The sequence below is a fragment of the Shewanella sp. YQ_9 genome, from assembly GCF_043103185.1.
Classification (GTDB): domain Bacteria; phylum Pseudomonadota; class Gammaproteobacteria; order Enterobacterales; family Shewanellaceae; genus Shewanella; species Shewanella algae.
This window is the reverse complement of the sequence record NZ_JBICJO010000056.1, coordinates 1-24,752: the sequence shown is the minus strand read 5'-3', so window position 1 is coordinate 24,752 and position 24,752 is coordinate 1. Positions and strand designations below refer to the sequence as shown.

Genomic DNA, 24,752 nt, shown 5'->3' with positions numbered 1-24,752 from the left:
CTATCACCACCTGCAAGATTGGCGCAGTGGCTTGAGCGCACTGCCAAGTTCTCGGGTATCAAACTGCAAACCGTCTATCGCCTTGTTGGCCGAACGCAGGCGCACATCGTCGCCGCGGATCAGGGCTTTCATCACCTGAATGGCCGGCAGGCCGCGGCCGGTACGGAAGATATAGCCGGTATCATCACTGAGCCAGCGCTGCGACTGCTGCTCGACGCCGTTGATCTGCAGCCCTACCTGGGCCCAGCCATCTTCCAGCGCAGTGGGTAACATCAGCTCGACCCGGCTGATATCGTCGATGCAGCTGAGCATAAGTACCGGACGCGGTGGCAAGGCGCCTATGGCGGGCGCGGTCAACCAGAGATCTTCTACGGCATCCGCTTGATGCCCGGCAATAAAGGCCATGCCCTGTTGACGATTTTTCTCGGACGCCATGGCGACCTGAAACGCCTCGGGATAAGGGCTGCTGTCAGTGGTTTGTTGCGGCACCACGGTTGCCACCGGAGTGTTGAACAGCTCATCGAAACAAGCCAGTCGATCCAGTCTGGAGGGGATTTGGGTACAAGCCTCTGCCTTGGCCACTGTGTCGTCCGAGGCCTGAGCCGAAGCGGCCAGCCCCCACAGGCATAAAAATATAACGCCTTGAATCCTTGACATTATTCGTTAATCTCCAACTTCTGGCATTTGTGGGAAAAGGTGCGTTTCGGCATTCCCAGACTGACAGCCGCCTTGGCTCTGTCACCGTTGCAGGCCTTCAATCTGGCGCTGATCACCGCCCGCTCAAACTGAGCTACCGCCAGCCTGAGATCGGAAATGGCCTCAAACTCCTGCCCCTCTTCGCTGGGTAATTGCGGCTTGGGCATTTCCGAATCCGTTGCCGGCAAAGACGCAGTATCTATCTCGACACCGTCGGCGGTGAGGGCGCAGGCATAATCCAGCATATTGCGCAGCTCGCGGACATTGCCCGGGTAGCCGTGGTTCTTCAGCCGATTGAGGGCGCTGAAGCGGATGCCGGGGATCTGTCGCTGCTGACTCTGATTGAACAGTGCAATAAAGTGCGCCGCCAAATCGGGGATATCCTCGAGCCGCTCCCTGAGCGCCGGTACCTGCAGTGGAAACTGGCACAAGCGGTAGAAGAGATCGCGACGGAACTCGCCACTGTGGATCTGCTCCTTGAGGTTCACATGGGTAGCGGCCACCAAGCGAAAATCGGCGTAGATTTCCTTGTTGCCTCCCAGTGCCCGGTAGTGCCCAGTTTCCAGTACCCGCAGTAACTTGGACTGCAGATTCAAAGGCATATCACCGATTTCATCTAAAAACAGCGTGCCCTGGTGCGCCTGGGCTATCAGCCCCTGCTTATCCTTGTCGGCACCGGAAAAGGCCCCCTTGGCATAACCGAACAGCTCGGACTCCAGCAGGTTTTCCGGTATTGCGGCGCAGTTGATCGCCACAAAAGGTTTGCCGCTGCGCTCGGAAAAGTCATGTATCGCCCGGGCCACCAGTTCTTTGCCCGTACCCGTTTCGCCCTGCACCAACACAGACAACTGTGAGGCCGCGCCGCGCACTATCTCCTGCCTGAGCTGACTCATGGCCTGGCTGTCGCCCACCAGGTTCTTGCCAAGTTGTTGCATGGCATCATGTTGTTGCTGCTGGCGACGCAGTTCATCGAGCGAGCTCGACAGCTGAGACTGATCTGAATTCTGTCGCAACAGCTTATCCAGCAACTGCCAGTGGCGCATAAACACGGCGGCATATTGCTGCCAGTCCTGACGGACAAGCAGACCACTGCCCTGTTGCTCGGCCAGACGCAGACAGAGGATAGCCCGCACATGACCCTCATGGCTCAGCGGGAAAAGCAGCAGTGCCTGCTCTTTGCCGACCCGATCGCACAGGCTGACAAAACCGCTGTGCTCCTGCCAGTAGGCGAGCCGGGCCTTGTTCAGCAGCATGGCTTCGCCTGTCTGCAACACATGGGCAAACGGATGACGAAAGTCGGTAACCGCCAAACAAAGCGCCTGCAATGAGATCCCTTCACACAGGCCAAGGCAGGACAGTGGCTTGAGTTCCCGACCATCGAAGCCCGGCGCCAGAAACAGATGGTTATCCAGCCCCAGCTCCAATGCCAAAGTCTCGAGAAACTGCTGCAACAGCCCATCAAACTGCTGGAATTCCAGCAATTTTGCCGCCTGTTCCAACCACTGCTCAGTCACCACTATCGCGCCTCTCCGAAGAACTCACCGTCACGGCAGCCCAGATGGATCTCACTGACCTCCTCTTTGGCCGCCAGCTTGTTGAGCAGCGACAGCGATAAGGGCGGCAGTACCTGGCCGTCTATAATGGCTTCCAGCATACGGGCGCCGTTTTCACTGCGGGTCGCGCGGCGCATGATTTCATCCACCAGAGCCTCGTCACAATGCACCTTGGCCTTGTAACGCTCCAGCAAACGCTGCTCCAGCGACGCCAGCTTGTAGTGAATGATCTCCTTGAGCACCTCTTCACCCAGCGGCAGATAGGGCACTATCTCCATTCGCGCCAGCAGCGCAGGCTTGAAGAAGGCCGCCAGTTCAGGGTAAAGCTTGTCGTCCAGCAGCTCTGGCTGGGCGCTGTAGTCCACTATCGTCTGATAGCCCAGGTTGGAGGTCAGGAAAAACAGCACATTCTGGCAGTCAATCAACCGGCCTTCGCCATCGGCCAATTCGCCCTTGTCGAACGCCTGATAAAAGAGGTTCAGCACATCCGGATGCGCCTTTTCCACCTCATCGAGCAGCACTATGGAGTAAGGCATCTTGCGGATGGACTCGGTCAGAATACCGCCCTCACCGAAACCGACATACCCGGGAGGCGAGCCTATCAGCCTGGAGACAGTGTGTTTCTCCTGATATTCGGACATATTGATAGTGGTCAGGAATTGCTTGCCGCCGTAAAGCTGCTCGGCAATCTGCACTACGGTTTCTGTCTTGCCGACGCCACTTGGGCCCACCAGCAGGAAGGCGCCCTTGGGACGTCCGGCGCGGCGCAGGTCTGCCCGGGCGGTGAGCATATTCTTGTGCAGGCGGGCAATGGCCACATCCTGCCCTTTGAGGCTATGCCCCAAGAGCTCAGGCAGATGGGTTATCTTGTGCAGCTCATCGCCACTCATTTGCGATACCGGCACGCCGGTCCAGTCGGAGATGACTGCCGCTATCTGGGCCTCATCCACCTGAGGGTAAATAAGGCGTTGATCGCCACTGATGGCTTCGAGTGATTCTTCGGCCTGTTGCAGCTCCAGCCGCAGCCCTTCGAGCTCGGCTTCATCGTCACAATCAAGAATGGCGCGTCTCAGGGCCACCACCTGAGTGACTCCGGCCTGTTGCTGCTGCCACAGGGATTCCAGCTCGGCATACTCACTGTCGGCTTCTTCCTGGGCTTGGTGCAGATGATTCAGGCGTTCTTCATCAACCGGATGACCGAGTTTTTTCTGGCGCTCCAGCAGTTCGGTTTCCATATGGCGCTGATGGCGCAAGTTATCCAATGCCGCCAAACGCTTGGGGGTACTGCTGAGGTTAATGGCGATACGGGCACAGGCGGTATCCAGCACATCGATGGCCTTATCGGGCAACTGACGGCCGGAGATATAGCGCGCCGACAGATAAGCCGCCGAGCGCAGGGCGCAGTCCTGGATCAATACATTGTGGGACGCCTCATAGACCCCGTGCAGGCCACGGAGAATATTCACCGCCTGTTCGACACTGGGCTCATCGAGTTTCACCAATTGGAAACGGCGGCTCAGCGCCGGGTCTTTCTCGAAATACTTCTTGTACTCTTTCCAGGTGGTGGCGCCTATGGTGCGCAGCTCACCACGGGCCAGAGCCGGTTTGAGCAGGTTGGCCGCATCACCGCCGCCTTCCTGATTACCGGCGCCTATCATGGTATGGGCTTCATCGATAAAGAGTATGATGGGTTCGGCCGACTGTTTGACCTCTTCAATAATCGACTTCAGGCGCTTTTCAAACTCGCCCTTGACCGCGGCACCGGCCTGCAACAGACCAAGATCCAGTGACAACAGCTGCACCCCCTTGAGCGCATCCGGCACCCGGCCGTCACAAATTCGCAGTGCCAAACCTTCCACCACGGCACTCTTGCCCACACCGGCATCACCAACCACTATCGGGTTGTTCTTGCGGCGGCGGCTTAAGATGTCGATCATCAGGTTGATCTCATCATCCCGGCACAATACAGGATCCAGCTCGCCTTTGCGGGCCAACTCGGTAAAGTTGCTGGTGTATTTGGCCAGCGACGATTGGGCCTCATTCAGTACCGGCGCGCCGCGTTCGGCTTTGACCGTTTGCGATTCGGAAGAAGCCTGGGTCAGAGTATTGAATTCCCGTCTCAGGGTTTCGCGATTGATGCTGCCAAGCAGAGTGGCGAGATCCCTTGGCAGGTAGCGCTCGGCCTGCATCAGTGCGGCGGCGAAGATGGCGCCGGATCTCAGTTCCGTCTGGCCAAGTTCAGTGCTTGAAAGCAGCCAGGCATCCTGCAGCAGCTCGACCAGCAGCGGTGAAAATGCCGGATAGGTTTCCAGGCTCTCTTCCCTTGGAAGGGTTTCACCGGCAATTTGCCTTACCTGCTCGGCATCGACTTCGGCGGCCTTGAGCAGCAGACGCACATCACCCAACGGATTGTCCAACAGACAAGTCAGCAGGTGCATAAAGGTCACTTCCGGGTTCTGACGGGCAATACAGAGTGATGCCGCCTCTTCCATGGCGAGTTTGGTCACGGCATTGAGCTTGCCGATCAAGGTAGTGAGTTCAATTCGGATCATCACAGCTTCCTCAATTCAGGATCTGATACAGTTGCTTGAGCACGCCCGAGGACTTGTTCGCCAGGGACAGGGAATAAAACAGAAAGACTATGGTCAGCATCAGGCCGAAACCGGCAAAGACTGTCCAAATAGGCATCTGGCGCCCAAGGCGATAACGGGTGTTGACCACATGCTCAGTGGCCCCGGTCAGCAGTTCCGGTTCTTCTTCCCGGAGGTGGCGCAGGGTTTCATAGAGGCGATTGACTATCTTGTCAAACTCCTCTCGGCCGTTGGCCACCACCTTGTAGCGCCCTTCGAAACCCAGACAGAAACACAGGTAGATAAACTCCAGCAGTTCACGATATTTGCTCGGTTCGGTTTCCAGACGCTGCAGGATGCCAAACACCTTCTCACCGCCCCAGGTTTCATTGTGAAAACGGGTCAGCAGCGAATGTTCGGCCCAGGCACTGTCGGCGCCCCAGGGGGTATTCATCACGGCTTCATCGATAAAGGAACAAAGCACATAGCGATAGGCCAGCACTTCGGCGCGATCATAGCCCGCCTCGGTGAGCTCGGCCTCGATGGCCATGATGTCATCCACTGTGTTGTGATAGAGCTTTTCCACATCATCCAAGATGGCCAGCTTGCGTACCCGCAACACCATGCCGATAAGAGGGGATGCCGCATCGATAAGTGCATTGAGGCTGTCACCACGCAGTTGAAACCAATACTCTTTATCGGCATTCATGTTCTGCGCTTCGTCATAGAGCAGCTCTTCGACCTGCTCAGGCGATATAGGCTGTTTTTCTGCTTTGATATCCATTTCTTAGCTCCTGATAGCCCAGAATTGCAGTTCGAGTTCCGGGAAGTCCCCCGCCACGTGGAAGGCAAAACCACTGGAATTCACCAGCATCTCCCAAGCCCGGCTGGAACGCTCCAGCTGGAAGTAGGTGTAACCCGCGTGGTAAGGCAACTGCCTTGGAGCCACCGGCAGCGGAGACAGAGGCACACCCGGCAGCTGCAGCGAAATGAGCTCGCGGATCTTCTCCACCGAGGCGATCTTGGTCTGCTGGATAAACAGTTTCTTGAGTTCGTCCAGCGGCATTCTGGCGCGCACCGCCAGAATGAAGTCGGCCTGTTTCAACAGATCCGGATCCTGCACCGGCGCCACCATGAGGCCATATTTGCGTTTGTGCAGCTGCAGCGATACCGCCTTGGGCTCGAGCACTATGCTGAGAGACTGACGCAGAGTCGACATCACCTGAGTGAACGCCGCTACCGGCATATCGTGGTCATAGGCGGCAAACGCCGGTGCCATGCGGCTGTCATCGGTAAAGGTGAACAGCTCGCCACAAACACTGACCAGAGCCTGATACAGGGTTTCCGGATGCAGGGTCCGCGACAGGGACTGGTGCTGCAACACAGGCTGCATGCGGTTGAGAGATTGCAGCAACATGAAATCGGCCACATCTGCCACCCCGCCCTGGCTCGGCGAGCCCAGGCGCTGGGCGATATTGCGGGCCCGCTCGCGCATCAGACCGGCCATCTCTCCGAGGAAACGGTGCAAAATCGGCACGGCGCTGACATTGTAGTGGCAGGGAATAAAGTTGGGATCCAGCACCACACTGCCGTCGGGACGCTTTTCCAGAATGCGGGCGATGGCCAGCGAGCTGTAGGCGCTGCGATCTTCCTTCTCCAGCATCAATCTGAGCCTGACCGGGCTGACATCAATGGCGGTAAAGTCGCCCTGATGGGTGTGAATGTCCCGCACCTCGTGACGCCGATTGAGATAACGTCCGGCGCCCTGCTCGTCCTGGGCCACTTCGGTAATTGAATCACTACGCAGCGACAGCGCCAGGTAAACAATCTGGTTGGCCAGTGAGCTGTCGGCCACTTCCAGTGCGTCCGGCAATACATCTTCCTGAGGGATGTTGAACACAGTGCCGTCCGGCATTACGCCACGGGCACGCTGAATCGCAATGCGACCAAAGCTGAGATACTCGGGGTTGAGTTCAAGCTCGGTGATCCCATAGAGGTAACCGCTGACCGCATTGAGCCTGGCGTCAGTGAGGTATTCCTGATAACGCTGCTGCTGTTGGAAGTGCTGAGGCTTGATAAACAGCCCTTCACTCCATATCACTCTGTTTCTTGAAGACATTGTTATTCCACTTTATCCAGTACTATGTCCTGCTCACTGAAAAACATCAGCAGGTGATATTCACGGCCCATGGGTTTGATCTTGACGACCTTCTTCCATTGGGCGACCTCGGGATCACTGAAATGCGCCATGATGCCTATGTATCTGGTGTCCTCATCGACAGCGAAATGGTCGATAAACTTGAACTGTCCCGGCAGCAGGGTGTAGTCACTGTGGTCGATATAATTGGAGCCGAGCGCCTCTTTGTAATCCGCCTTAAGCGAGTCAAAGTCGGCGGCCAGAAACTTGGAGTCATCTTCCAGCTCGTACACCACCAGCTCCAGCGGCGTGGCATCGCCGGCCGCATTGGGGTTGACCTTATCGAGCGCATACATGCTGTAGGTCAGTTGTGTCGGCAGGTCTTTGGCCTCTCCCACTGGAATGGAAGGGTCCCACAGTACCTGCGCCGTTTTCTTGGTGGCATTCCATGCCGAGCTGCAAGCGGCCAGCTGAAGCAAACAAAGCCCGATTAAACCCAGCCTTATCAGTCCCATCAGAATTCCCTTTGCAGTTCCCTGAGTTTCTTGTCATAGGCCTGTTCAAACACTTCCCAGAAGAGTTTACGGAAGCCCTGTTGACGGGATGACGTCAGCTCCTGGTAGTAGTTCTCGTACATTTCCCAGGCCCAGTTATCACCAGGGTTGAGCGCCGACTCGCTCACCTTGCGGTATTGGCTGAAGCGCCTCAGCAAGGTGTCGGGTGAGAAAGACTTGAGGATGTAGTTGAGCGCCTCTGTGATGGCATGCTGTACCGCTTCATTGTGGTACTCGATGGAATTCAGGCTTTCGCTGATGGCGGCCGCCGGAGACAGATGCACCGGGCTCTTGTTGTCATCAAACAGAGTGCGGACGGTTTCCTGATAATCCAGCCCCAGACGCAGCGGGTTATCTTCGATGGGCTGCAGGTTCTTGTTGATCAGATCATAACGGCTGCTTTGCGCGTCCTGATGCAGTGACAGCAGGCCTTTAATGGCGGCCTGCAAAGCAGCGCCCATTTCAATGGCCAGTGCCTGCTGGGTGCCTGTGTCGTTCATATCACCCAACTGTACCCCTAAGCCGCGCAGCATAGGGCCGGTGGCGATATGGGTGCCTTCATCGGCGGGCCAATCATTGCCCAGGCCGTTTTTGACTTCAGATTCCAGTAAGTCCAGTGCATTCTCGTCCATAATATTGTCCATTTTCGCTCGTTTGTTCAGATGAATAGCCGAACCGGTATCGAAGTCCGTGTCGGCCTGGGCGGTAAAATTCTTGCCTTGCCAGTAGAGTTCCTTGGCCAGCAGGGATTCGGCGTTTTCCTGCTCTTTGGTCACAGATTCCTGGTCAAATTCAACGCTTTTGACCGCGGCCTGTTGTTGCCTGTCCAGTGCCAGTAAAGGGTCATCCAGACTGGCATCGGTTTCTTCCTCTTCTTCGGCGGTTTCCGCCTGAATAAGTGAACCGTTCTCAGACTTGAACCATTCAGAAAGCTGGCCGGTTACCGGGTCATCGGCCTGCTCGCTGTCGAGCAGCGTCACCCGTACTTTGTAGGGGCCAATGGCGATATGATCGTTCTCATTCAGCCGGGCTTTGCGATCCCGCCCAAGCTCCACGGTGGAGCCGTTGAGAAACACCCGGCCGCAGAGATCTTCAATACAGAAATGACCGTCCAACCAGAGGATGCGACAGAAGTAGTCGCCTATGGTGCGCTCCCTGTCCCTGAGCACCCATTCGCAACCTGGGCCGGCGCCTATCAGGCCGCCGTCCTTGTTCATTCTTGTGTGGGGCACCAGGCCTGACTCCAACAGCTGGGAGTTCACCACATTCAACGCAATCAAATTACTCAAGAGGCCAACCTCCCTTTATTGCCTGATTTGAATCAATACGCTCTTGCGCGTGCTATCGCCCTTGCCGAGGAAAGAGGACCATCCCAATTGGCCGCCCTTTTCTTCCCCCAGTTGCAGCAGCGGGGCTTCATCTTCCCTGAGCGTCAGCTCAAGGTCATAGGCCATCTGTTCCCGCAGGATCACTTCCATCACCTTGCAAAGTGGCTGGAACTCCCGCCCGGATGGCAGAAAATCGCGAAAACGCTCTAACGACAGCTCTTCCATGCAGAGCACAAACTTGCCGCACAGATCGCCGACCCGCTCCCCAAGCATGGTGTCTTCCCCCAGCCTGGAATTGGCCATCCCCAAACGGCAACGCTGGGACTCGGGGATCTCCACCTGTCGCAGTTGCCATTGGCGAATGCTCACCTGGGGCAGGTCGAAACAGTGCGCCACTATGCCGGCAACCGCCTGCGGCGAGCGGCTGCGACCGGCGAGCATGCCGGCGTAGGCCAGCATCTTGCACCAGTTGATTGGCGTGTCGCCGCGGATATCCTCGTTGGCCAGCCCCACCAGGGCGTAGACCTGGGCCGAAAAGCTGTCGCTGGCATCGTCCTGAAAACGCACGTAATAACGGTATTTGCGCCACAGGCGATACAACAAGGAAATCAACCTGTTATTAAAGAAATCCAGGAAGTTGCGCCGAATGCCGTCTTCATCGTCGAGCAGCATATCCAGCAGGTAACTGGGCAGCGGCGACTGGGCGCCATTGAGACCGAGAAAACAGGTCTCCAGCCGCAGGCGCCCATCCCCCAGAGACTCGAGCATGGAGATATCCGCCGGCGCAAATCCAAGGCTTGGATTGGCGCTGAACTGCAACTCACCGGCCAGTTCCCACTGGGCATCTTCCGGATCTCTGTCTTCCAGTTGGTGCAATAACTCCACCAACTGGAAAAAGCTGTACTCACGGTAGTCCTGCGGCAGCCTGCTGCCACCCGGCTCCGGAAAGGTTATATCAGCGGTTGTTGACCGCTCTGGATATCCCATGTGTACCTTTCCTTGTTATGAGCATTGATAACCACCAACTCATGAAACGAGTTGATGCTGGCGTAGAGGGCAAAAAAGTGGTTCAGCACAGTGCCGAACAGGTAAAGGTCGCCCTCGGAGCCGAAATACTGTTGGTCGAGTACCAGCTCTGTCTTGAGGCCGCGAACCGGCAATCCCCTGACAATTCTTTCGGTCGGCCCGGACTGAATACTGCTGATGCCGTCGAGTCGCATCCGGGTGACCCGCTCGGCTTGTCTGTCGACCAACGCCTTGAAGTCATAGGCGCGGATGATGGAACAGATGGCATCACGGGACAGCAGTGACAGATAGTTGAGCGACAAGTTGGAGATCAGGGTCCACAGCAAACTGCCATCGAGCACAGGCCGCAAAGGGTGGCTGGGCTCGGTGATATTGCTGAAACGGGCAAAGCTTGGCGATGTATCTGTGGCGACGCAGATGTCACCCTTGCCCAACTTGGTCGGCAGTTGCCGGTTGGAGCAGGTCAGTGTCACCGACACGGCTTCTGTCATGTCCAGGCACTGGGTCTCATCGCTGCGCACAAATGAGAGGCAATGATCCAGGCCGTCGTTGCGCATGCTGTCGCGCACCCGCATCCGGTAATAAAGCGCGGTGCGATTACGGGCGCGCTCCACTTCATGTTGGAAACTCTCAAACGGCGAATAGATCCGCTGTTGGCCGCGCATTCTGCCCTCATTGGAGTCCAGCCAACCCTGCACCTTGTCGACACTGAAGATTTCAAAGTGAGATGGATGGCGACTGGAGGGCACAATCGGGTATTCGACCCGCTTGCCGTTGAGATCGATAGGATCGGCGTCGTGCTCAAACAGGTTGATAGCCGGAACACAGTAAAGCAGGAAAGTATCCTGACGCACATGCACGTCGGCAGGCAACGTCTTTGAAAAAGTGAGTTTGAGGCTGAAGTCACCCTTGAGATATTCGGGGATACACTTGGCGATTCCCTTGATATCGAAGAAATGAAACGCCTCGGGGAATGTCAGGTACTCCTGCAGGATCCGGTAGCCTTCATAGACGTTTTTCGGATAGGGCAAGATACCGCTGCCGGCCTCAAATCCTACTGACGCAAAGCTGCTGCGCGGCAAGCGATAGCAGCCATGGGCGCCGACAATTTCGATAGAGTCCAGATAATGATTCAACCAAAGATACAGCATCTGGGCACTGTAGCTTTGGCCTCCCAGATAAAACCTGAGGCTTTCCAGCCCCATTTCAAGCAGGGAGAGGTCGCTGTTGTTATCAAAATCCAATTGAATAATAGAGGCTTCCCGGGAATGGGAAGCATCTATATGACGGATTTGCACCGGATAAACATCAACAGGACGACAGGTACGAAAATGGCAGATCTGCCCTTCAACCGGATGACTGTCCAGCATACAACCGGCCGCAATCTCCTGCCTGTGGGTGATCCCCTTCTCATGCGGATAGAAACGCATGATGGTATGACTGGGAATAGGCCTGAGATAGTTGGGCCACAGCATGCTGATCATCGAGTGAGTAAACTCGGGGAATTCATCGTCAATCTTTTCCCTGAGTCGACCGGTCAGAAAAGCAAAGCCCTCGAGCAAACGCTCGATATCGGGATCAGTGTGGTTACCGTGAAGATAACGCGCCAACTGCGGATGGATATCCGAAAATTCCCGCCCCTGCTCTCTCAAGAAAGCAAGTTCATCCCTGAAGTATTTGTCCTGAGGCACTGCTAAACCACTCTGTATCTGCGACTGTTATCCAATAACAAATCGATCTTCAACTTATCCTTGTTGGAAGCCACTCTGATGCTGCCGTAGATGTGGAACCTGAGATTCATCGGATTGCCCTCATCGAACAACACGCTGACATCAATATCTGTCAGCCTGGGTTCAAAGCGGCTCAGGCAAGCCTTGATTCCGTTACGCATCCTCAGGCCAAGATCCACACTGCCGGAACTGGCATCATTGAAATCGAACAGTCCCAGTTCAGGACAGCTCTGGCTTTCTCCAATGCGGGTATTGAGAATATGTGAAACATTACGTTTGATGGAATCGACGACAGCATCCAAGCTGCTGTCGCCATATCCACTTTGGCGTTCGGCTCCCAAGCGTTCAAAGAAGCCGACACCAAAAGTTCCGGAGAAATCATCGTTCAACAACGTGATTACTCCTGATCCAAACGTCCTACCAGCGACAGTTCAAAGTTGGCACCCATGTACTTGAAGTGCGGACGCACAGCCATGGAAACCTGATACCAACCTGGATCACCCTGAACATCCATCACCTCAACCTTGGCGGCACGCAAAGGACGACGGCTACGAACATCTGCCGGTGGGTTTTCCTGATCGGCGACATACTGTTTGATCCAGTTGTTCAGCTCGCGCTCCAGATCCTGACGCTCTTTCCAGGAACCTATCTGCTCACGCTGCAACACCTTGATGTAGTGTGCCAGGCGGTTGATGATCATCATGTAAGGGATCTGGGTACCCAACTTGTAGTTGGTCTCGGCTTCCTTGCCTTCCTTGGTGTTGGGGAACACCTTGGGTTTTTGAATCGAGTTGGCAGAGAAGAAGGCCGCATTGTCACTGCCCTTACGCATAGTCAGGCTGATAAAGCCTTCATCGGCCAGTTCAAATTCCTTGCGGTCGGTGATCAAGACTTCGGTCGGGATCTTGGACTGCAAAGCGCCCATGGATTCAAACACGTGTACCGGCAGATCTTCCACCGCACCACCGCTCTGTGGGCCAATGATGTTAGGACACCAGCGATACTTGGCGAAGCTCTCGGTCAAACGAGTAGCCAGAGCAAACGCCGTGTTACCCCAGAGGTAATCTTCGTGGCTGGCGCTGACATTTTCACGATAGTTAAAGCTGCGAACCGGGTTATCGATTGGGTCATAAGGCACACGCAGCAGGAAGCGAGGCGCCGTCAGGCCTATGTAGCGGGCATCTTCAGACTCACGCAGCCCACGCCACTTGGTGTACTTGGGGCTTTCGAAAGTAGACTTGAGATCCTTGAGATTCGGCAGTTCTTCAAACGAGTCGACACCGAAGAATTCAGGCGCAACTGAAGACAGGAATGGCGCATGAGCCATGGCTCCAACAGCACCAACGTACTGCAGCAGCTTCATATCCTGAGTCGAAGGGGTGAAGGCATAGTTACCGACGATAGCACCGACAGGCTCACCACCGAATTGGCCGTAACCGGCAGAATAAACATGCTTATACAGACCGGACTGAGCAGTTTCCGGTGAAAATTCAAAATCATCCAGCAGCTCGTCTTTGGTAACGTGCAGCAATTCAATTTTGATATTCTCACGGAAATCGGTTCTGTCAACCAACAGCTTGAGGCTGCGCCAGGCTGATTCTATCTGCTGCACCTTTTCATTGTGCAGAATGGCATCCATCTGTTGGCTGATCTTCTTATCCAGCTCAACCAACATCTTGTCGACCAGAGCCTTGTTGACCGGCTCGGCAGTGTTGTCTGTCTCCAGAATGTTACCGATGAAAGCAGCAACACCACGGCGAGCAATGTCATAGCCTTCATCCACCGGCGCCATCCGGGTTTGTGCCATTATCTGATCGAGCAGAGTTGCATTGGCACTTTGGGAAGCGCCTGATGTTTGATTTTGAACATCCATGAATTTTGATTCCTCAATTACACTTGTGTCTATATCCGAGACATAATCCACAGCCTATCTCCATAACGGCTTATATTGGCTTGAATTATTGTTCCATCTGCTGCAATTCACTCAGCAGCTTTTCTCTAGACTCTTCCGTTGCAATTAATTCCTGCAACTTAGCTCTGAAGGCAGGAATATTTCCCAATGGTCCCTTAAGTGCAACCAAAGCTTCACGAAGTTCGATTAACTTTTGAATTTCAGGAACCTGCTCACCGATAGAATCAGGTGAGAAATCTTTGAGGGAATCGAATTTAAGATCAACAGACAACTCAGCACCATCTTCATCTGTCAATTTATTGTCAACTGTCGCAGAAATTGACAGATTGGCTTCTTTCATAACGGATTCAAAATTAGATTTATCAACTTGAACCGTCTTACGCTCTTCCAATTGAGAGTCTTCAGGATGACCCTTAAAGTCACCTAAAACCAACAACTTAAGAGGAAGTTCCATTTCACTCTGTTGATCACCCGTAGAAGGAACATATTTGATGTTAATACGTTCCTTCGGAGCGACTGAACCATCTTTCGCCATGAGATTATCTCCATATAAGATCTTTTACGACTGGTAAGTCCATTTCAAAAGCAGACCTAACTTACAAGCCCAACAAGTTATAGTCAATCGGCGTTTCAGACCTTAGTATAATAGGCGCAATCACATTTACTTAACAAAGGAAACAATAATATTAAAACATATAATACTTTAGTGGGGTGGATATTATCCCAAAAGGTTAAATTTAAGAACATTAGATAATCAAAACTACTTTTTTATAGAGATGGCATGCCATTAAAAAGTCAGTTTCAAAAGCAAAAAGTAAGAGATCTCTTACAGTGAATAAAGAAAGATCCTTGGCCTATTCTGCAAAAGCGGGAAAAAACCAAGACCTAAGTATTAGCGTTTGTTAAATTACAGTAACCGGTCAAAAAACCAAGCCAGAGACCAGAGACTAGAGAGCAGAGAGTCACCAAGCAAGCAAAGGACCGCTAAGGAAGCTACCTATGGGTCCCATACGCGCTCTACATAGGTAAACAGAAGTGGGTGCGAGGCGAGTCTCACCGCGAATGCTATAAACAGTGACCACTTTTCTTTGCCCATTGTTTCCTGCTTTGCCACATCAATCTAGCTGCCCGGCATCTTGGATGGCGGCAGAGATTCCAAACCTATTCGATACAACTAGAAAAGTGTTATCTCTAAGCAGCCTCGACAAGGAAGTGAGTGGTGCCTGTGATACCCAATAGGAAGCAGCACCTTTTCGCTGGATCTGGAGTGACTTCTTTAAACAGGTAAATACTGCAGGAAGGCCCGAATGGTTAGGGACTCCTTCAAGGCCAAGAGTTCATTATTTGCAGGATGGGTTGCTAAGATCTCTGCTGAGATATAACTACATCAGCAGAGATCTTATCTTGTCGTATCCATGATCTTGCTAGTGATAGGCTTCCACATCGTAAATTGCATCGATATAAATAACCGGCGTCATTTCCTCGACAATTCTCTTTGCCTTTTCTTCAGCCGCTGCAAGCTCTTCTTCGGTAATAGGTTCACCTACATTATCTAGCTCATATTCTAAAACATCTAAAGCTGACTGATCTCTAAAAAAATCTTTCTCAACTAATACATATGGAAGGGCTTTTATTAAATAGCTTCGATCGGAATTAATTTTAAACTCATCTATATTTCTGAATAGAATTCCGAGAACTGAATTATTGCCCAATTTTATAGCCCTATTTGCCCAGTAAGTGGCTCGTTCATAACCTAAAACAGGAGCAAAAACGCTGCTCAATAAATCCATTGCGGGTGTAAAATTATCATTGGCAGCCATAATCAAGAGGGAGACGACTTTTCTGGCCTTCTCATCGCTTAGTTTTCCATCTTCATAGCTCTTCCCATAGCCTTTCGCTAAATAGACCAATGGCGCATAGTACTTTTGCTTTGCCGCTTCAGCCGCCCTGTCGGCATCCATAGAAACCGCATAACGACTCAGTACATCATCTGGATTGGCTTGCAAGCGCTGCTGGAAAGCTTCCCGCGCCTTGTCCGCCCAGGTATCATCGCAGTATAACTGCCAAGATACCATTCACAATCCTGAAGGGTTTCTCCCGTTGGTACCAAGCGCCGCATCGCATAGGGGTTTCCGGCCATAGCAGCCTCATGGATCCATTTGTCTCCAGCAGACAGAACACTGGAGCGCAAGACCGTCATACCATACCATAACATGGCATCACTGTTGCCTGCCTCGGCCAGCGGCAAGAGAGCCTTTTCGGCCAAATCCCTTCTCAGCGACTGCAACTCATATAAACCTTTGAATAAAGGATCACCGGGTTTGACCAAGCTACTGGCATAGATATCCGGATTGGGCTGACTCTCAGCCGCCAAAGCCAGTAACTCGTCATTATCAATAATTGCAGCATGGGGGCTGGGTTGTGTACTCTGGCCGCCATATAACCACAGCCCGAACAGGCATATCAATAACACCAGTGTTCCGATTGTTCGCAATGAAACACTAAAAGCAACTAATTTAAACTTAACCGTTTGTTGTCTCATCTACAGATAGTAGGATTAATAATAATTATAATAACGATGATCGAATAACTCATCGATATATACAACAGGAGTTATTTCTTCAATAATTTTTTTCGCTTTCTCCTTGGCATCACTCAGTTCAGCTTCAGAAAATGGCTTATTTATTTTACCAACATCATCATTTAAAAGCTGTAACAATCCGTCATCACCAAAATATCTATCAGCAACATATGCCGATGGCAACGACTTTACCAGATACTCTCTTTTAGATGTATCTTTAAACTTATCTTTATTTATAAAATATATTGAATTTGCCGAGTGACTACCTAACACCATTGCTTTTTCAGACCAAAATATTACTCTTTCATAGCCGATAGTGTTATCGAATGCACCGCCTATTAGCATCCGCATCGCCGGGACAAAATTATCATTTGCTGCCATATTCAAAAGTGAAACCAGCTCAATCATCTCTGCATCACTTGGACTTTTCCCCTTTCCAAAAGAATTAAAATATACATTAATCTGCTCAACCATTGGTGAATAGTACTTGCCCTTTGCTGCCTCAGCCGCTCTATTCAACGCCTTTGAAGCAGCATAACGAGCCCGCACATCTGTTGGGTTACTTTTTACAATTTCTTCAAAGGCTTGCTGGGCTTTATCCGCCCAACCCCGATCACAGAAGCCCACCAAGTAAAAATGGCAGGGATTTTCTTTGTCTTTAGTGGGAATAAGCTTTTTCATCGCATAGGGATTACCCAGCTCGGCCGACCGCTCTATCATACTCGGCGCATCAGAGCTGAGTATATTCAGCCCCAATGATGCCAAACCATACCAATACATTCCCTTTGGATTATCGCTACTGGCAAAGGCCGCCAGCTCACCACTGGCGGCACGATACTGCTGTAACTGCAACTTATAGAGACCGGAAAATAAGGGGTTGTCGGGTTTAATCAAGCTACTGGCATAGATGTCCGGATTAGGCTGACTCTTGGCTGCAAGTGCCAAGAGCTCCTTATTTTCAAGAATGGGTTGATGCGAATAGCTAAGATCCCTGTTGATATATAAGTAGATAACAACGGCTAAGAGAGCAAAAAACGAGGCTACCGCCAGCAACTGCAACCCGACCCGCTTCTTCTTTGCAGAGATCTTTTCAAACTTCTCTATGATTGTGCCTACAGTCGCATCCATGCTTACCTCTGCTAGTGATAGGCTTCTACATCGTAAATTGCATCGATATAAATAACCGGCGTTATTTCTGAGATGATTTTTTCGGCTTGTTCTTTAGCTGCTGAAACTTCGGCTTCACTTACAGGTGCGCCCCCCTTATCAAGGCTTTTTATAATCATAAAGTCGACATTACTTTCTCTATAATACTTTTCAGCGGCATATATATAGGATAAAGCGACCAGCATTTCATCTCGATTCGTTCCTTTCGGCCACTCTTTCCTATTCACGTGAATAATTGAACGTGAGGAGTTAAAACCTAAATGAAATGCTCTTTTAGCATAATAATTGGCCATTTCAAAGCCGATAACTTTATAGAAAATACCCGCCAGCATATCCATTGCCGGTGCAAAGTTATCGTTAGCCGCCATTTTGAGTAGAGTCACTACCTTAGCTGTATCGGCTTCACTGAGTTTACCAGCCTCGTAAGCTAGACCATAATCGAATGCCAGACTTACCATAGGGGCATAATACTTCTGCTTAGCCGCTTCTGCCGCCCTGTCGGCATCCATGGAGGCTGCATAGCGACTCAGTACATCATCGGGATTGGCTTGCAAGCGCTGCCGGAAAGCTTCCCGCGCCTTGTCCACCCAGGCATCGTCGCAGTAACTGCCAAGATACCATTCACAATCCTGAAGGGTTTCCCCCGCCGGTACCAAGCGCCGCATCGCATAGGGGTTTCCTTGCTGAGCCGCTTTATTAATCCACTCTACAGCCGAGGCTGTACCGTATACACCGGCGCCCATATTGGTTAGCCCATACCATAACATCGCATCTGTATTTCCATCCTCGGCCATCTTACCGAAAACCTCAACGGCAATATCATCCTTACCCTCCTGCAACACCTTTAAACCTACAAACAAAGGATCACCGGGTTTGACCAAGCTACTGGCATAGATATCCGGATTGGGCTGACTCTCGGCAGCCAAAGCCAGTAACTCATCATTTTCAATAATCGCAGCATGTTGGCTGGGTTGTGTACTCTGGCCGCCATATAGCCACAGCCCTAACAAGCATATCGATAATACCTGTGCTGCAATGATTAATTTATGGTTTTTATTAAGTTTTGAACTTTGAGTTTGCATCATCAAAGCAAGCCCTCTGTTTTCAGGATGGAGGGAAATATCTCCATTCGGGGCCAATTTACGGATGACACCTACTCTTCCCTCGCATCCTCGCTCGCTCATTATCTAAACATTTAGTAGTTATAAGATTCGACATCATAAATCTCATCGATATAAATAACCGGCGTTATTTCTGAGATAATTTTTTCAGCCTGTTTTTTAGCAACTGAAATTTCAGCATCAGTCACAGGTTCTTCACTCTTATTAAGTCTGTCTATAACCCTAAAGTCGACGTTACTTTCTCTATAATACTTTTCTGCCGCATATATATAGGATAAAGCGACCAGCATTTCATCCCGATTCGTTCCTTTAAGCCACTCTTTCCTATTCACGTGGATAATGGCATCTAAAGAGTTAAAACCTAAATGAAATGCTCTTTTGGCATAATAATTGGCCATCTCAAAACCGATAACCTTGTAAAAAGTCCCCGCCAGCATATCCATTGCCGGTGCGAAGTTATCATTGGCCGCCATTTTTAACAGGGCTACCACCTTGGCAGCATCGGCTTCACTGAGCTCCCCAGCCTCATAAGCTAGACCATAATCAAATGCCAGACTTACCATAGGCGCATAATACTTCTGCTTGGCCGCTTCAGCAGCCCTGTCGGCATCCATGGAGGCTGCATAGCGACTCAGCATATCATCAGGATTGGCTTGCAAGCGCTGCTGGAAAGCTTCCCGCGCCTTATCCGCCCAGGCATCCTCGCAGTAACTGCCAAGATACCATTCACAATCCTGAAGGGTTTCTCCCGCCGGTACCAAGCGCCGCATCGCATAGGGGTTTCCGGCCATAGCAGCCTCATGGATCCATTTGCCTCCACCAGATAGAACACTGGAGCGCAAGACCGTCATACCATACCATAACATGGCATCACTGTTGCCTGCCTCGGCCAGCGGCAAGAGTGCACTTTCGGCCAAATCCCTTCTCAGCGACTGCAGCTCATATAAACCTTTGAATAAAGGATCACCGGGTTTGATCAAGCTACTGGCATAGATATCCGGATTGGGCTGACTCTCGGCCGCCAAAGCCAGTAACTCGTCATTATCAATAATTGCAGCATGGGGGCTGGGTTGTGTACTATGGCCGCCATATAGCCACAGCCCGAGCAAGCATATCAATAACACCAGTGCTGCAATGATTAATTTATGGGTTTTATTAAAATTTGAACTTTGAATCTGCACCATCAAAACAAGCCCTCTGTTTTCTTTGTTCTGTAAGGGGGAAGCAGGGTATCCAACTCAGTCAGGCTCCAATTTCTTTGCTTGAACAAGCCATTCCGCCGGCGTTCGAACATGGCCAAGTTTTCTGCCTCATTCACGGATTCTTGCAAAGTCCGGTATTTTTGGCTATCGGAATCGACTATCTTGGCATCGACCATGGCCTTTAACCCTTCGGGGGTTAAATAACAGCCATAGACACTCTCGCGGCTGACCTTTGGTTTTCTATCGCGACCAAGTCCTATCTCATCCCATTCGTTGGAATACCAACACATCCCACTACACAGCAGACCAATATATTTATTAAAGTCATCATGAATGTTATCTCTTTTATCTTCCCCTACTCGGCCATCAATCTTGGAGAAAAAGTGAGCTAACTTTAACCAATTATCTAGCACTCTTTGCCAACGCCTGAGATAAGAAGCCGCCTCCTGGCCCTCCTTCACTCCCATTAACTCCAGTGCCTTGGTAAATTGGCGGCGGCGCAATACAACCTCCCTTGTATCGTCTCCCGGTTGCAGTTGTCGCATAATAAACAGCAGTGCTTCGGCCTGAATGCCACTGCCATTCCCTCCCGGGGATGCTATTAAGGCATCGAATAAGGCAGCCAAGGTTTCCGGAGGAGAATCCTTAAGCCAGGTCCGTGTCTTCTCACGTTGCTGAGTTTGCAGAATCCGGGAGGCAATTACTGGCGCATAATCTTCCTGAGTCGACTTATGCAACCAATCTGCGTAAACCCTTGGAGGGAATAGTAATATATCGGCCAGACTGAGCCCTGTGGCGATTGCCAAGGTCAATCTTTGGTTGAGTATATAAAAAAGTTTGGAGTCTTCATCGTCAAAGACGGCCAAACGACTAAAGCCGCTCTGCTTTAGCATGTTCAACAAACAGCCAACAAAAAGATCTGTACTGAAAGGGTCGATTGCAATATTCAAGCTGCCCTTTACCCCGGGGCCACAAACAACCTTGGCGCCGACGACCAAGAAGAAACAACCCGCGTCATAGCCCAAACGAAATGTCCCTTCAACACCAATACCTATCCCTGCAGCGCCGCCGGCAGTTATTGAACCGAGCTTTCGCCACTGATTGGTGTTTAATTGCTCCTTATCTTGCTTCGTCTCTTTCGCTTCCTTCTCTTGCTTCTTATCAAGAACATCGGAAGACATTGGGGGTTTCCAATGAACTTCTCCTGTTACCGTGCCGCCGACTTCTGCACCGGCAAACAGTTCCGCAGTAGCTCCGGCCTGGGCGGCCCCTTCTATAACATTCTCTGGCCCCTCGGCCTTTATTTTCGAACGATTATAACCCGATGGCCGAAACGCGGAGCCTTTAACACCTACATCATTTCCATCTGAACTGGGACCTATGCTGATGTTTGTAGCCAAATTCAAACTGGCTGCTATAAGGCCGTATGTGGTTACCTGTAGCCAAAAACAAATTTCACCGGCTTGATACAGTTGCTTGACTTCATTACCCGACTTGCGCGCAATATAGGGAAAATCAAGCTGTAACCCTTTCACTGGCATGGGGTTATAAGGCACATAAGCGTTTCCGGGAGCCTTGTTTCCCAAGGGAAACCAGGCACTGAAACCCAATTGTGCTCTGGCCAGATCCAGAGATAGATTAAGCGCAGTGTCTCCACTGAGTCTTTTGGCTACTTCAGAACCTTGGATAGCCAGCCCCGGAGCCGTTAAAGAAGTGGTTGCCGATGAGGTGAAACGCATAAGTTGGGCATCGGCGGAAACAGTATAGCCATCCATACTGGTGTTTGATTGGTAGGCCCAATCCTTGCCCAGCAAAGAATGCTCATTTTGAAAATGAATCAAGGACATATCGAGAGAAAGTTGTTTATTCTCAGAAATTTGATTCATAAACTTCTTGTATGCATCTTTAGGCAGTCGAACTTTTGTTTGTTTGACTGTCTCGGCCACATCCTTGGGAAATTGGTTCAGCTTAGGTTCTTTCTGCTGCGCATCAGCCGCATTTAATTCGTCACGCTCCTCCTTGGATTCAACCGCTTTGGTTGAGGCTGATAAGGCCACCCGCTGAGAAATGTCTTTAACATGCCCCTTGCCTGAACTAACCAGGTGCTTTTCCGAGGATGCGGGTAGCAACCAAGATGGGGTTCTGAGGTAGAAAGGGGTACCTTCATCTCCTTCTGAGAGCAGATAACATTCAACAACCCTGAGATCATTGTTATCAGGCAGATTCATTATCATGCCCGGGTGTTTTACGGCAGGTCTCCAGTCTTCAAAATTCCAAAGCACTGAATAGGATTCCTTGTTGACTTTCTTACTGATATTGCTCACATCGCCCTTTTGAGCTCTGGAGTTTGCAAGCGTCTTCCAGTAATCCATTCGAACTTTACAGGCTTTCTTGATTAACAAGGGTTTTTCAAAGAAATCCGGAATGGATTCCAGTTTTATCTGCCGTAGGTCTTTAACTTGCTTCTCCCAAAAAGCATCCAGCTTAATATCCAGAGCTACCGTATCCCAATAGCCCCACTGAAAACCGCCACTCTCCATGAAAGCCTTGAGCCAGACATAGTCATCCGATTGCTCAAAATGCTTTTGTTTTCGATCCTTCTGTAACAGTTCAAAAAGAAGTTCTACCTGTTCATTATTCAGTTCATCATTGCCAAAAAATGATGAACGCCGAACATTAATAACAGCATTATATTTTTTTGAATACTGTCTATATGAAGAAAACATTTCTTTATATAGATTATTATTATTCAACTCTTCTAATGTAAGACATTGTTCCTTGAGGACCATACCGGAAAGATTAAACATCAAAAGATTCCAGTAAAAACCATATTTCCTAGCATCATAGCCTAAAGAACCACTAAGGCTACTTAATTTAGACCAGGAAATTTCTGACTCATTCAAAATATCATCATACTGAACAAACTCTTCTCCCCAGAAATAATTAACTGTTTTAGCAGCCTCACTATCACTTTGAGAAGCTAATGACTTATACTCAAATCCCAAAGTGCGTTTCAGACTGCTGACATAGAGACCTATATTCTTCTCTTTATCACTGGTGAAATAATCTAAATTTTCATCATAAATAAACTTAGTGCCATCATCGGTTTCCCAACCATTGGCCTGTTTTTTGGCTTTATCTTCCAGCTTTTTGCATTCAGCCAACACATATTCTTTCAGTTCTAATTCAATTTTTTTTCTGGCCTCGCCCAAGACATATTGGGTATTCAAGCTATCCAAAGAACCTGATGGGTAATGATTAGCCGCTCTTACGCGCAGCTCAACCTCACTCTTGATAAAAGAATATTTAGCCAGCAACTCAAAGCCTACGCTGCGGGCATAATCATCCAACTCATTAAGTTCAGCCTTTACCCAGAGTCCCAGCCCTTGGGTCCATTTGAGCAACCATAATGTTTTGTACCTTTCTTTATCTGCCGCATCAGAAAGAAATATCTCATACGGTAAATAGTCATAACGAGAGAGCAACCCAAGCTCATTGAGCTTTTGCAGCATCTTTTCATTAAAGTCGGGCGCATTGATATCCATGTCACTGAGTTGCAAATGCTGTCTTTCTTGCTTGAGTCTTTCTAACGCTTCAGAGGTCAGGGCATACCAATAGCGCTTCCCATCCTTTGGATGATTTGGCACATAGAGTACGTCTTCATACTCCACATAGGCACCTTCACAGGTTGTAATTCCTTTTCCACAGGCCCCATCCTCTGGAGGCGTAACGGTAGGCAGATGCTTGTTGACGTCAATAGGTACGACTTCATACTTCCAACTGATGAATTTATTCTGCAGCTCCAGAGTATTCATGTTCGCCAATTCGGCATAATCCATTTTGTGATAGTCGGCCAACATTCTCAGGCATTCATCCTGGACGTTTTGGCAAGCCCTAAGTGCCAAGTTATCTTTATGATTCATTTCACTAAATCCATTTACTAAAAACGGCTGAATTAAAGCTATAGCTTTCAACGGCTTTGGGTGTGTGTTTCAGAGACCTGAGTTCGCCCTGCTGGGAGGTCCACCAAAGCGCCGAGGCAGGCCCCAGAAGGGTGTCCCTGTCATCGGCATCCAGTTCAGAGTACAAGGGGTCCAGCGTTTGATTGCTGTAATATCTGAAGATGGTCTGGCGCCCCAGGATCCTGGGCTGTAACAGGGCCAGTAAGTGTTGTTTCAGTGTGTCGAACACCCCAGCCTGGCTGCCAAAAATCACCGCCGAGCTGCGCCAGAGGGAGTCATTTTGCCATATGGGCAACAGGCTGCTGTCGTGGCGCAAACGAAAGATGACCGGGCTCTGTGGCATCAGGTAGGCAAATGGACTATTGATGAAGAGATCGGCCAATTCGGGAGCCGCTTCATGTTGATAAGCCAGCTGCATCACCTTGGGATAACGAATTTTGTCGGTCAGCATCCAATATTCGACACCGGCCAATTCAGGCAGTAACTCACTCATGGCCCATTACCCCTTGTGCTTCAAGCAGGGGCAATCTTCCAGAGGACAACTGCCATCGGTTTGCTTTTGGCACAAGCGAGCCACGGCGACATTGTTGTAGGAGAGCATTTCCATGCTGGCGGGAGCCAATTGTAGAGGTAAGGGATTAGGAAGCTCGGCAGCGGCCACTTCTCCCGGAAGCTCCGGCGCTTTACCGCCATAACCACTGCCTGATGCTGCGCCGCCGCCGGCATTAAGGTTGATCCCTGGGCCGGAAAGATGCACCCCGGCCGGATCGACTTTGACAAAACTGCCACCGGCTTTGACTGTGATTTCAGAGGAAGACTCCAACACCACCTTTTGCCCCGCCTTGATATGAATTTCATCACCGGTTTCATTAACCCACACGGAGCCGGCTTTTAGATGTAAGCTGCCATCCACTATCAGGCTCTTGTCGCCTGTTACCTGCTGGCGGGACTCGCCCAACACCGTCAGGTGGTCATTACCGCCGATGCGGCTGCGCCTTTCATTGTCCACATCCAGGTGGCTGTCGTGCTTGATATGCTCGTGTCTGTCATTCTCGGTCAGTAGGTTCAGGTCTTTCTGCGCGTGCAGGTAAATCTCCTCTTCCCCCGCTTCATCCTCAAACCTCAGCTCGTTGCTGCCCTCGCCCTTGTGGCTCTGGGTCTTCAGCACAGTGCGGGTCTTGTGGGCCGGCAGCGCGTAAGGCACCTGGTTCAC

19 protein-coding genes and 1 pseudogene are annotated in these 24,752 nt (G+C 50.9%); all 20 read right to left on the bottom strand.

Annotation, left to right across the window (positions count from 1 at the left end; all coding sequences use genetic code 11):
- Nucleotides 1-3: 3 nt before the first annotated feature.
- Nucleotides 4-657, bottom strand: coding sequence for a type VI secretion system-associated protein VasI (vasI, locus tag ACF8D4_RS14995; protein WP_071237770.1), 654 nt, complete (start codon nucleotides 655-657; stop codon nucleotides 4-6).
- The gene (locus ACF8D4_RS14990) at nucleotides 657-2,213 is read right to left on the bottom strand and encodes a sigma-54 interaction domain-containing protein (protein ID WP_392465751.1); all 1,557 of its coding nucleotides are present in this window, start codon (nucleotides 2,211-2,213) and stop codon (nucleotides 657-659) included. Before ACF8D4_RS14990 ends, vasI begins: the two co-directional genes overlap by 1 nt.
- Nucleotides 2,213-4,801 carry a type VI secretion system ATPase TssH gene (gene tssH / locus ACF8D4_RS14985; protein WP_392465749.1) on the bottom strand — a complete coding sequence of 863 codons (2,589 nt, stop codon included), beginning with the start codon at nucleotides 4,799-4,801 and terminating at the stop codon, nucleotides 2,213-2,215. The genes ACF8D4_RS14990 and tssH overlap by 1 nt, the downstream gene beginning before the upstream one ends.
- A 10-nt stretch (nucleotides 4,802-4,811) precedes the next feature.
- The gene (icmH, locus tag ACF8D4_RS14980) at nucleotides 4,812-5,603 is read right to left on the bottom strand and encodes a type IVB secretion system protein IcmH/DotU (protein ID WP_028781258.1); all 792 of its coding nucleotides are present in this window, start codon (nucleotides 5,601-5,603) and stop codon (nucleotides 4,812-4,814) included.
- A gap of 3 nt (nucleotides 5,604-5,606) precedes the next feature.
- Nucleotides 5,607-6,938, bottom strand: coding sequence for a type VI secretion system baseplate subunit TssK (gene tssK / locus ACF8D4_RS14975; RefSeq protein ID WP_071237773.1), 1,332 nt, complete (start codon nucleotides 6,936-6,938; stop codon nucleotides 5,607-5,609).
- Between the two features lie 2 nt (nucleotides 6,939-6,940).
- Nucleotides 6,941-7,471 (bottom strand): type VI secretion system lipoprotein TssJ, encoded by a 531-nt coding sequence (gene tssJ / locus ACF8D4_RS14970; RefSeq protein WP_025889986.1) that lies wholly within the window; start codon nucleotides 7,469-7,471, stop codon nucleotides 6,941-6,943.
- Nucleotides 7,471-8,799 (bottom strand): type VI secretion system-associated FHA domain protein TagH, encoded by a 1,329-nt coding sequence (gene tagH / locus ACF8D4_RS14965; RefSeq protein ID WP_208128536.1) that lies wholly within the window; start codon nucleotides 8,797-8,799, stop codon nucleotides 7,471-7,473. The genes tssJ and tagH overlap by 1 nt, the downstream gene beginning before the upstream one ends.
- A gap of 15 nt (nucleotides 8,800-8,814) precedes the next feature.
- Entirely contained in the window at nucleotides 8,815-9,825 is a 1,011-nt protein-coding gene (gene tssG / locus ACF8D4_RS14960) for a type VI secretion system baseplate subunit TssG (RefSeq protein WP_071237775.1), read from the bottom strand.
- Nucleotides 9,789-11,555, bottom strand: a complete 1,767-nt coding sequence (gene tssF, locus ACF8D4_RS14955; protein WP_144218907.1) for a type VI secretion system baseplate subunit TssF — start codon at nucleotides 11,553-11,555, stop codon at nucleotides 9,789-9,791. Before tssF ends, tssG begins: the two co-directional genes overlap by 37 nt.
- 2 nt (nucleotides 11,556-11,557) lie before the next feature.
- Complete coding sequence (gene tssE / locus ACF8D4_RS14950; protein WP_051472870.1) at nucleotides 11,558-11,986, bottom strand: type VI secretion system baseplate subunit TssE; 429 nt, start codon at nucleotides 11,984-11,986, stop codon at nucleotides 11,558-11,560.
- A 5-nt stretch (nucleotides 11,987-11,991) separates the two neighbouring features.
- On the bottom strand, nucleotides 11,992-13,467 hold the full coding sequence (gene tssC / locus ACF8D4_RS14945; RefSeq protein WP_025889984.1) for a type VI secretion system contractile sheath large subunit: 1,476 nt from the start codon (nucleotides 13,465-13,467) through the stop codon (nucleotides 11,992-11,994).
- A gap of 85 nt (nucleotides 13,468-13,552) precedes the next feature.
- On the bottom strand, nucleotides 13,553-14,041 hold the full coding sequence (gene tssB, locus ACF8D4_RS14940; RefSeq protein ID WP_025012103.1) for a type VI secretion system contractile sheath small subunit: 489 nt from the start codon (nucleotides 14,039-14,041) through the stop codon (nucleotides 13,553-13,555).
- An 889-nt stretch (nucleotides 14,042-14,930) separates the two neighbouring features.
- A complete protein-coding gene (locus tag ACF8D4_RS14935) occupies nucleotides 14,931-15,581 on the bottom strand; it encodes a hypothetical protein (RefSeq protein ID WP_208161953.1) in 651 nt (216 codons plus the stop codon).
- The gene (locus tag ACF8D4_RS14930; RefSeq protein WP_392465741.1) at nucleotides 15,485-16,048 is read right to left on the bottom strand and encodes a hypothetical protein; all 564 of its coding nucleotides are present in this window, start codon (nucleotides 16,046-16,048) and stop codon (nucleotides 15,485-15,487) included. The genes ACF8D4_RS14935 and ACF8D4_RS14930 overlap by 97 nt, the downstream gene beginning before the upstream one ends.
- A gap of 15 nt (nucleotides 16,049-16,063) precedes the next feature.
- Nucleotides 16,064-17,215: a hypothetical protein gene (locus tag ACF8D4_RS14925; RefSeq protein WP_392465739.1), complete on the bottom strand. Its 1,152-nt coding sequence runs from the start codon at nucleotides 17,213-17,215 to the stop codon at nucleotides 16,064-16,066.
- Nucleotides 17,216-17,226: 11 nt separating this feature from the next.
- Entirely contained in the window at nucleotides 17,227-18,438 is a 1,212-nt protein-coding gene (locus ACF8D4_RS14920; protein ID WP_392465736.1) for a hypothetical protein, read from the bottom strand.
- An 11-nt stretch (nucleotides 18,439-18,449) separates the two neighbouring features.
- Nucleotides 18,450-19,559 carry a hypothetical protein gene (locus tag ACF8D4_RS14915; protein WP_392465733.1) on the bottom strand — a complete coding sequence of 370 codons (1,110 nt, stop codon included), beginning with the start codon at nucleotides 19,557-19,559 and terminating at the stop codon, nucleotides 18,450-18,452.
- On the bottom strand, nucleotides 19,559-23,500 hold the full coding sequence (locus tag ACF8D4_RS14910) for a hypothetical protein (protein WP_392465730.1): 3,942 nt from the start codon (nucleotides 23,498-23,500) through the stop codon (nucleotides 19,559-19,561). The genes ACF8D4_RS14915 and ACF8D4_RS14910 overlap by 1 nt, the downstream gene beginning before the upstream one ends.
- Nucleotides 23,501-23,504: 4 nt before the next feature.
- Nucleotides 23,505-24,032 (bottom strand): DUF4123 domain-containing protein, encoded by a 528-nt coding sequence (locus ACF8D4_RS14905; protein ID WP_208139931.1) that lies wholly within the window; start codon nucleotides 24,030-24,032, stop codon nucleotides 23,505-23,507.
- Between the two features lie 6 nt (nucleotides 24,033-24,038).
- Nucleotides 24,039-24,752 (bottom strand): annotated as a pseudogene (locus ACF8D4_RS14900) (hypothetical protein); the annotation flags it as partial.

Bases quoted from the DNA above. Each gene is read 5' to 3' on its own strand.
- tssJ (WP_025889986.1), bottom strand. From the start codon at position 7,471: ATGGGACTGATAAGGCTGGGTTTAATCGGGCTTTGTTTGCTTCAGCTG.
- tssH (WP_392465749.1), bottom strand. From the start codon at position 4,801: ATGATCCGAATTGAACTCACTACCTTGATCGGCAAGCTCAATGCCGTG.
- tssK (WP_071237773.1), bottom strand. From the start codon at position 6,938: ATGTCTTCAAGAAACAGAGTGATATGGAGTGAAGGGCTGTTTATCAAG.
- ACF8D4_RS14930 (WP_392465741.1), bottom strand. From the start codon at position 16,048: ATGAGACAACAAACGGTTAAGTTTAAATTAGTTGCTTTTAGTGTTTCA.
- ACF8D4_RS14915 (WP_392465733.1), bottom strand. From the start codon at position 19,559: ATGGTGCAGATTCAAAGTTCAAATTTTAATAAAACCCATAAATTAATC.
- ACF8D4_RS14905 (WP_208139931.1), bottom strand. From the start codon at position 24,032: ATGAGTGAGTTACTGCCTGAATTGGCCGGTGTCGAATATTGGATGCTG.
- ACF8D4_RS14925 (WP_392465739.1), bottom strand. From the start codon at position 17,215: ATGGATGCGACTGTAGGCACAATCATAGAGAAGTTTGAAAAGATCTCT.
- ACF8D4_RS14935 (WP_208161953.1), bottom strand. From the start codon at position 15,581: ATGGTATCTTGGCAGTTATACTGCGATGATACCTGGGCGGACAAGGCG.
- tssG (WP_071237775.1), bottom strand. From the start codon at position 9,825: ATGGGATATCCAGAGCGGTCAACAACCGCTGATATAACCTTTCCGGAG.
- ACF8D4_RS14910 (WP_392465730.1), bottom strand. From the start codon at position 23,500: ATGAATCATAAAGATAACTTGGCACTTAGGGCTTGCCAAAACGTCCAG.
- vasI (WP_071237770.1), bottom strand. From the start codon at position 657: ATGTCAAGGATTCAAGGCGTTATATTTTTATGCCTGTGGGGGCTGGCC.
- ACF8D4_RS14920 (WP_392465736.1), bottom strand. From the start codon at position 18,438: ATGAGCGAGCGAGGATGCGAGGGAAGAGTAGGTGTCATCCGTAAATTG.
- tssB (WP_025012103.1), bottom strand. From the start codon at position 14,041: ATGGCGAAAGATGGTTCAGTCGCTCCGAAGGAACGTATTAACATCAAA.
- icmH (WP_028781258.1), bottom strand. From the start codon at position 5,603: ATGGATATCAAAGCAGAAAAACAGCCTATATCGCCTGAGCAGGTCGAA.
- tssC (WP_025889984.1), bottom strand. From the start codon at position 13,467: ATGGATGTTCAAAATCAAACATCAGGCGCTTCCCAAAGTGCCAATGCA.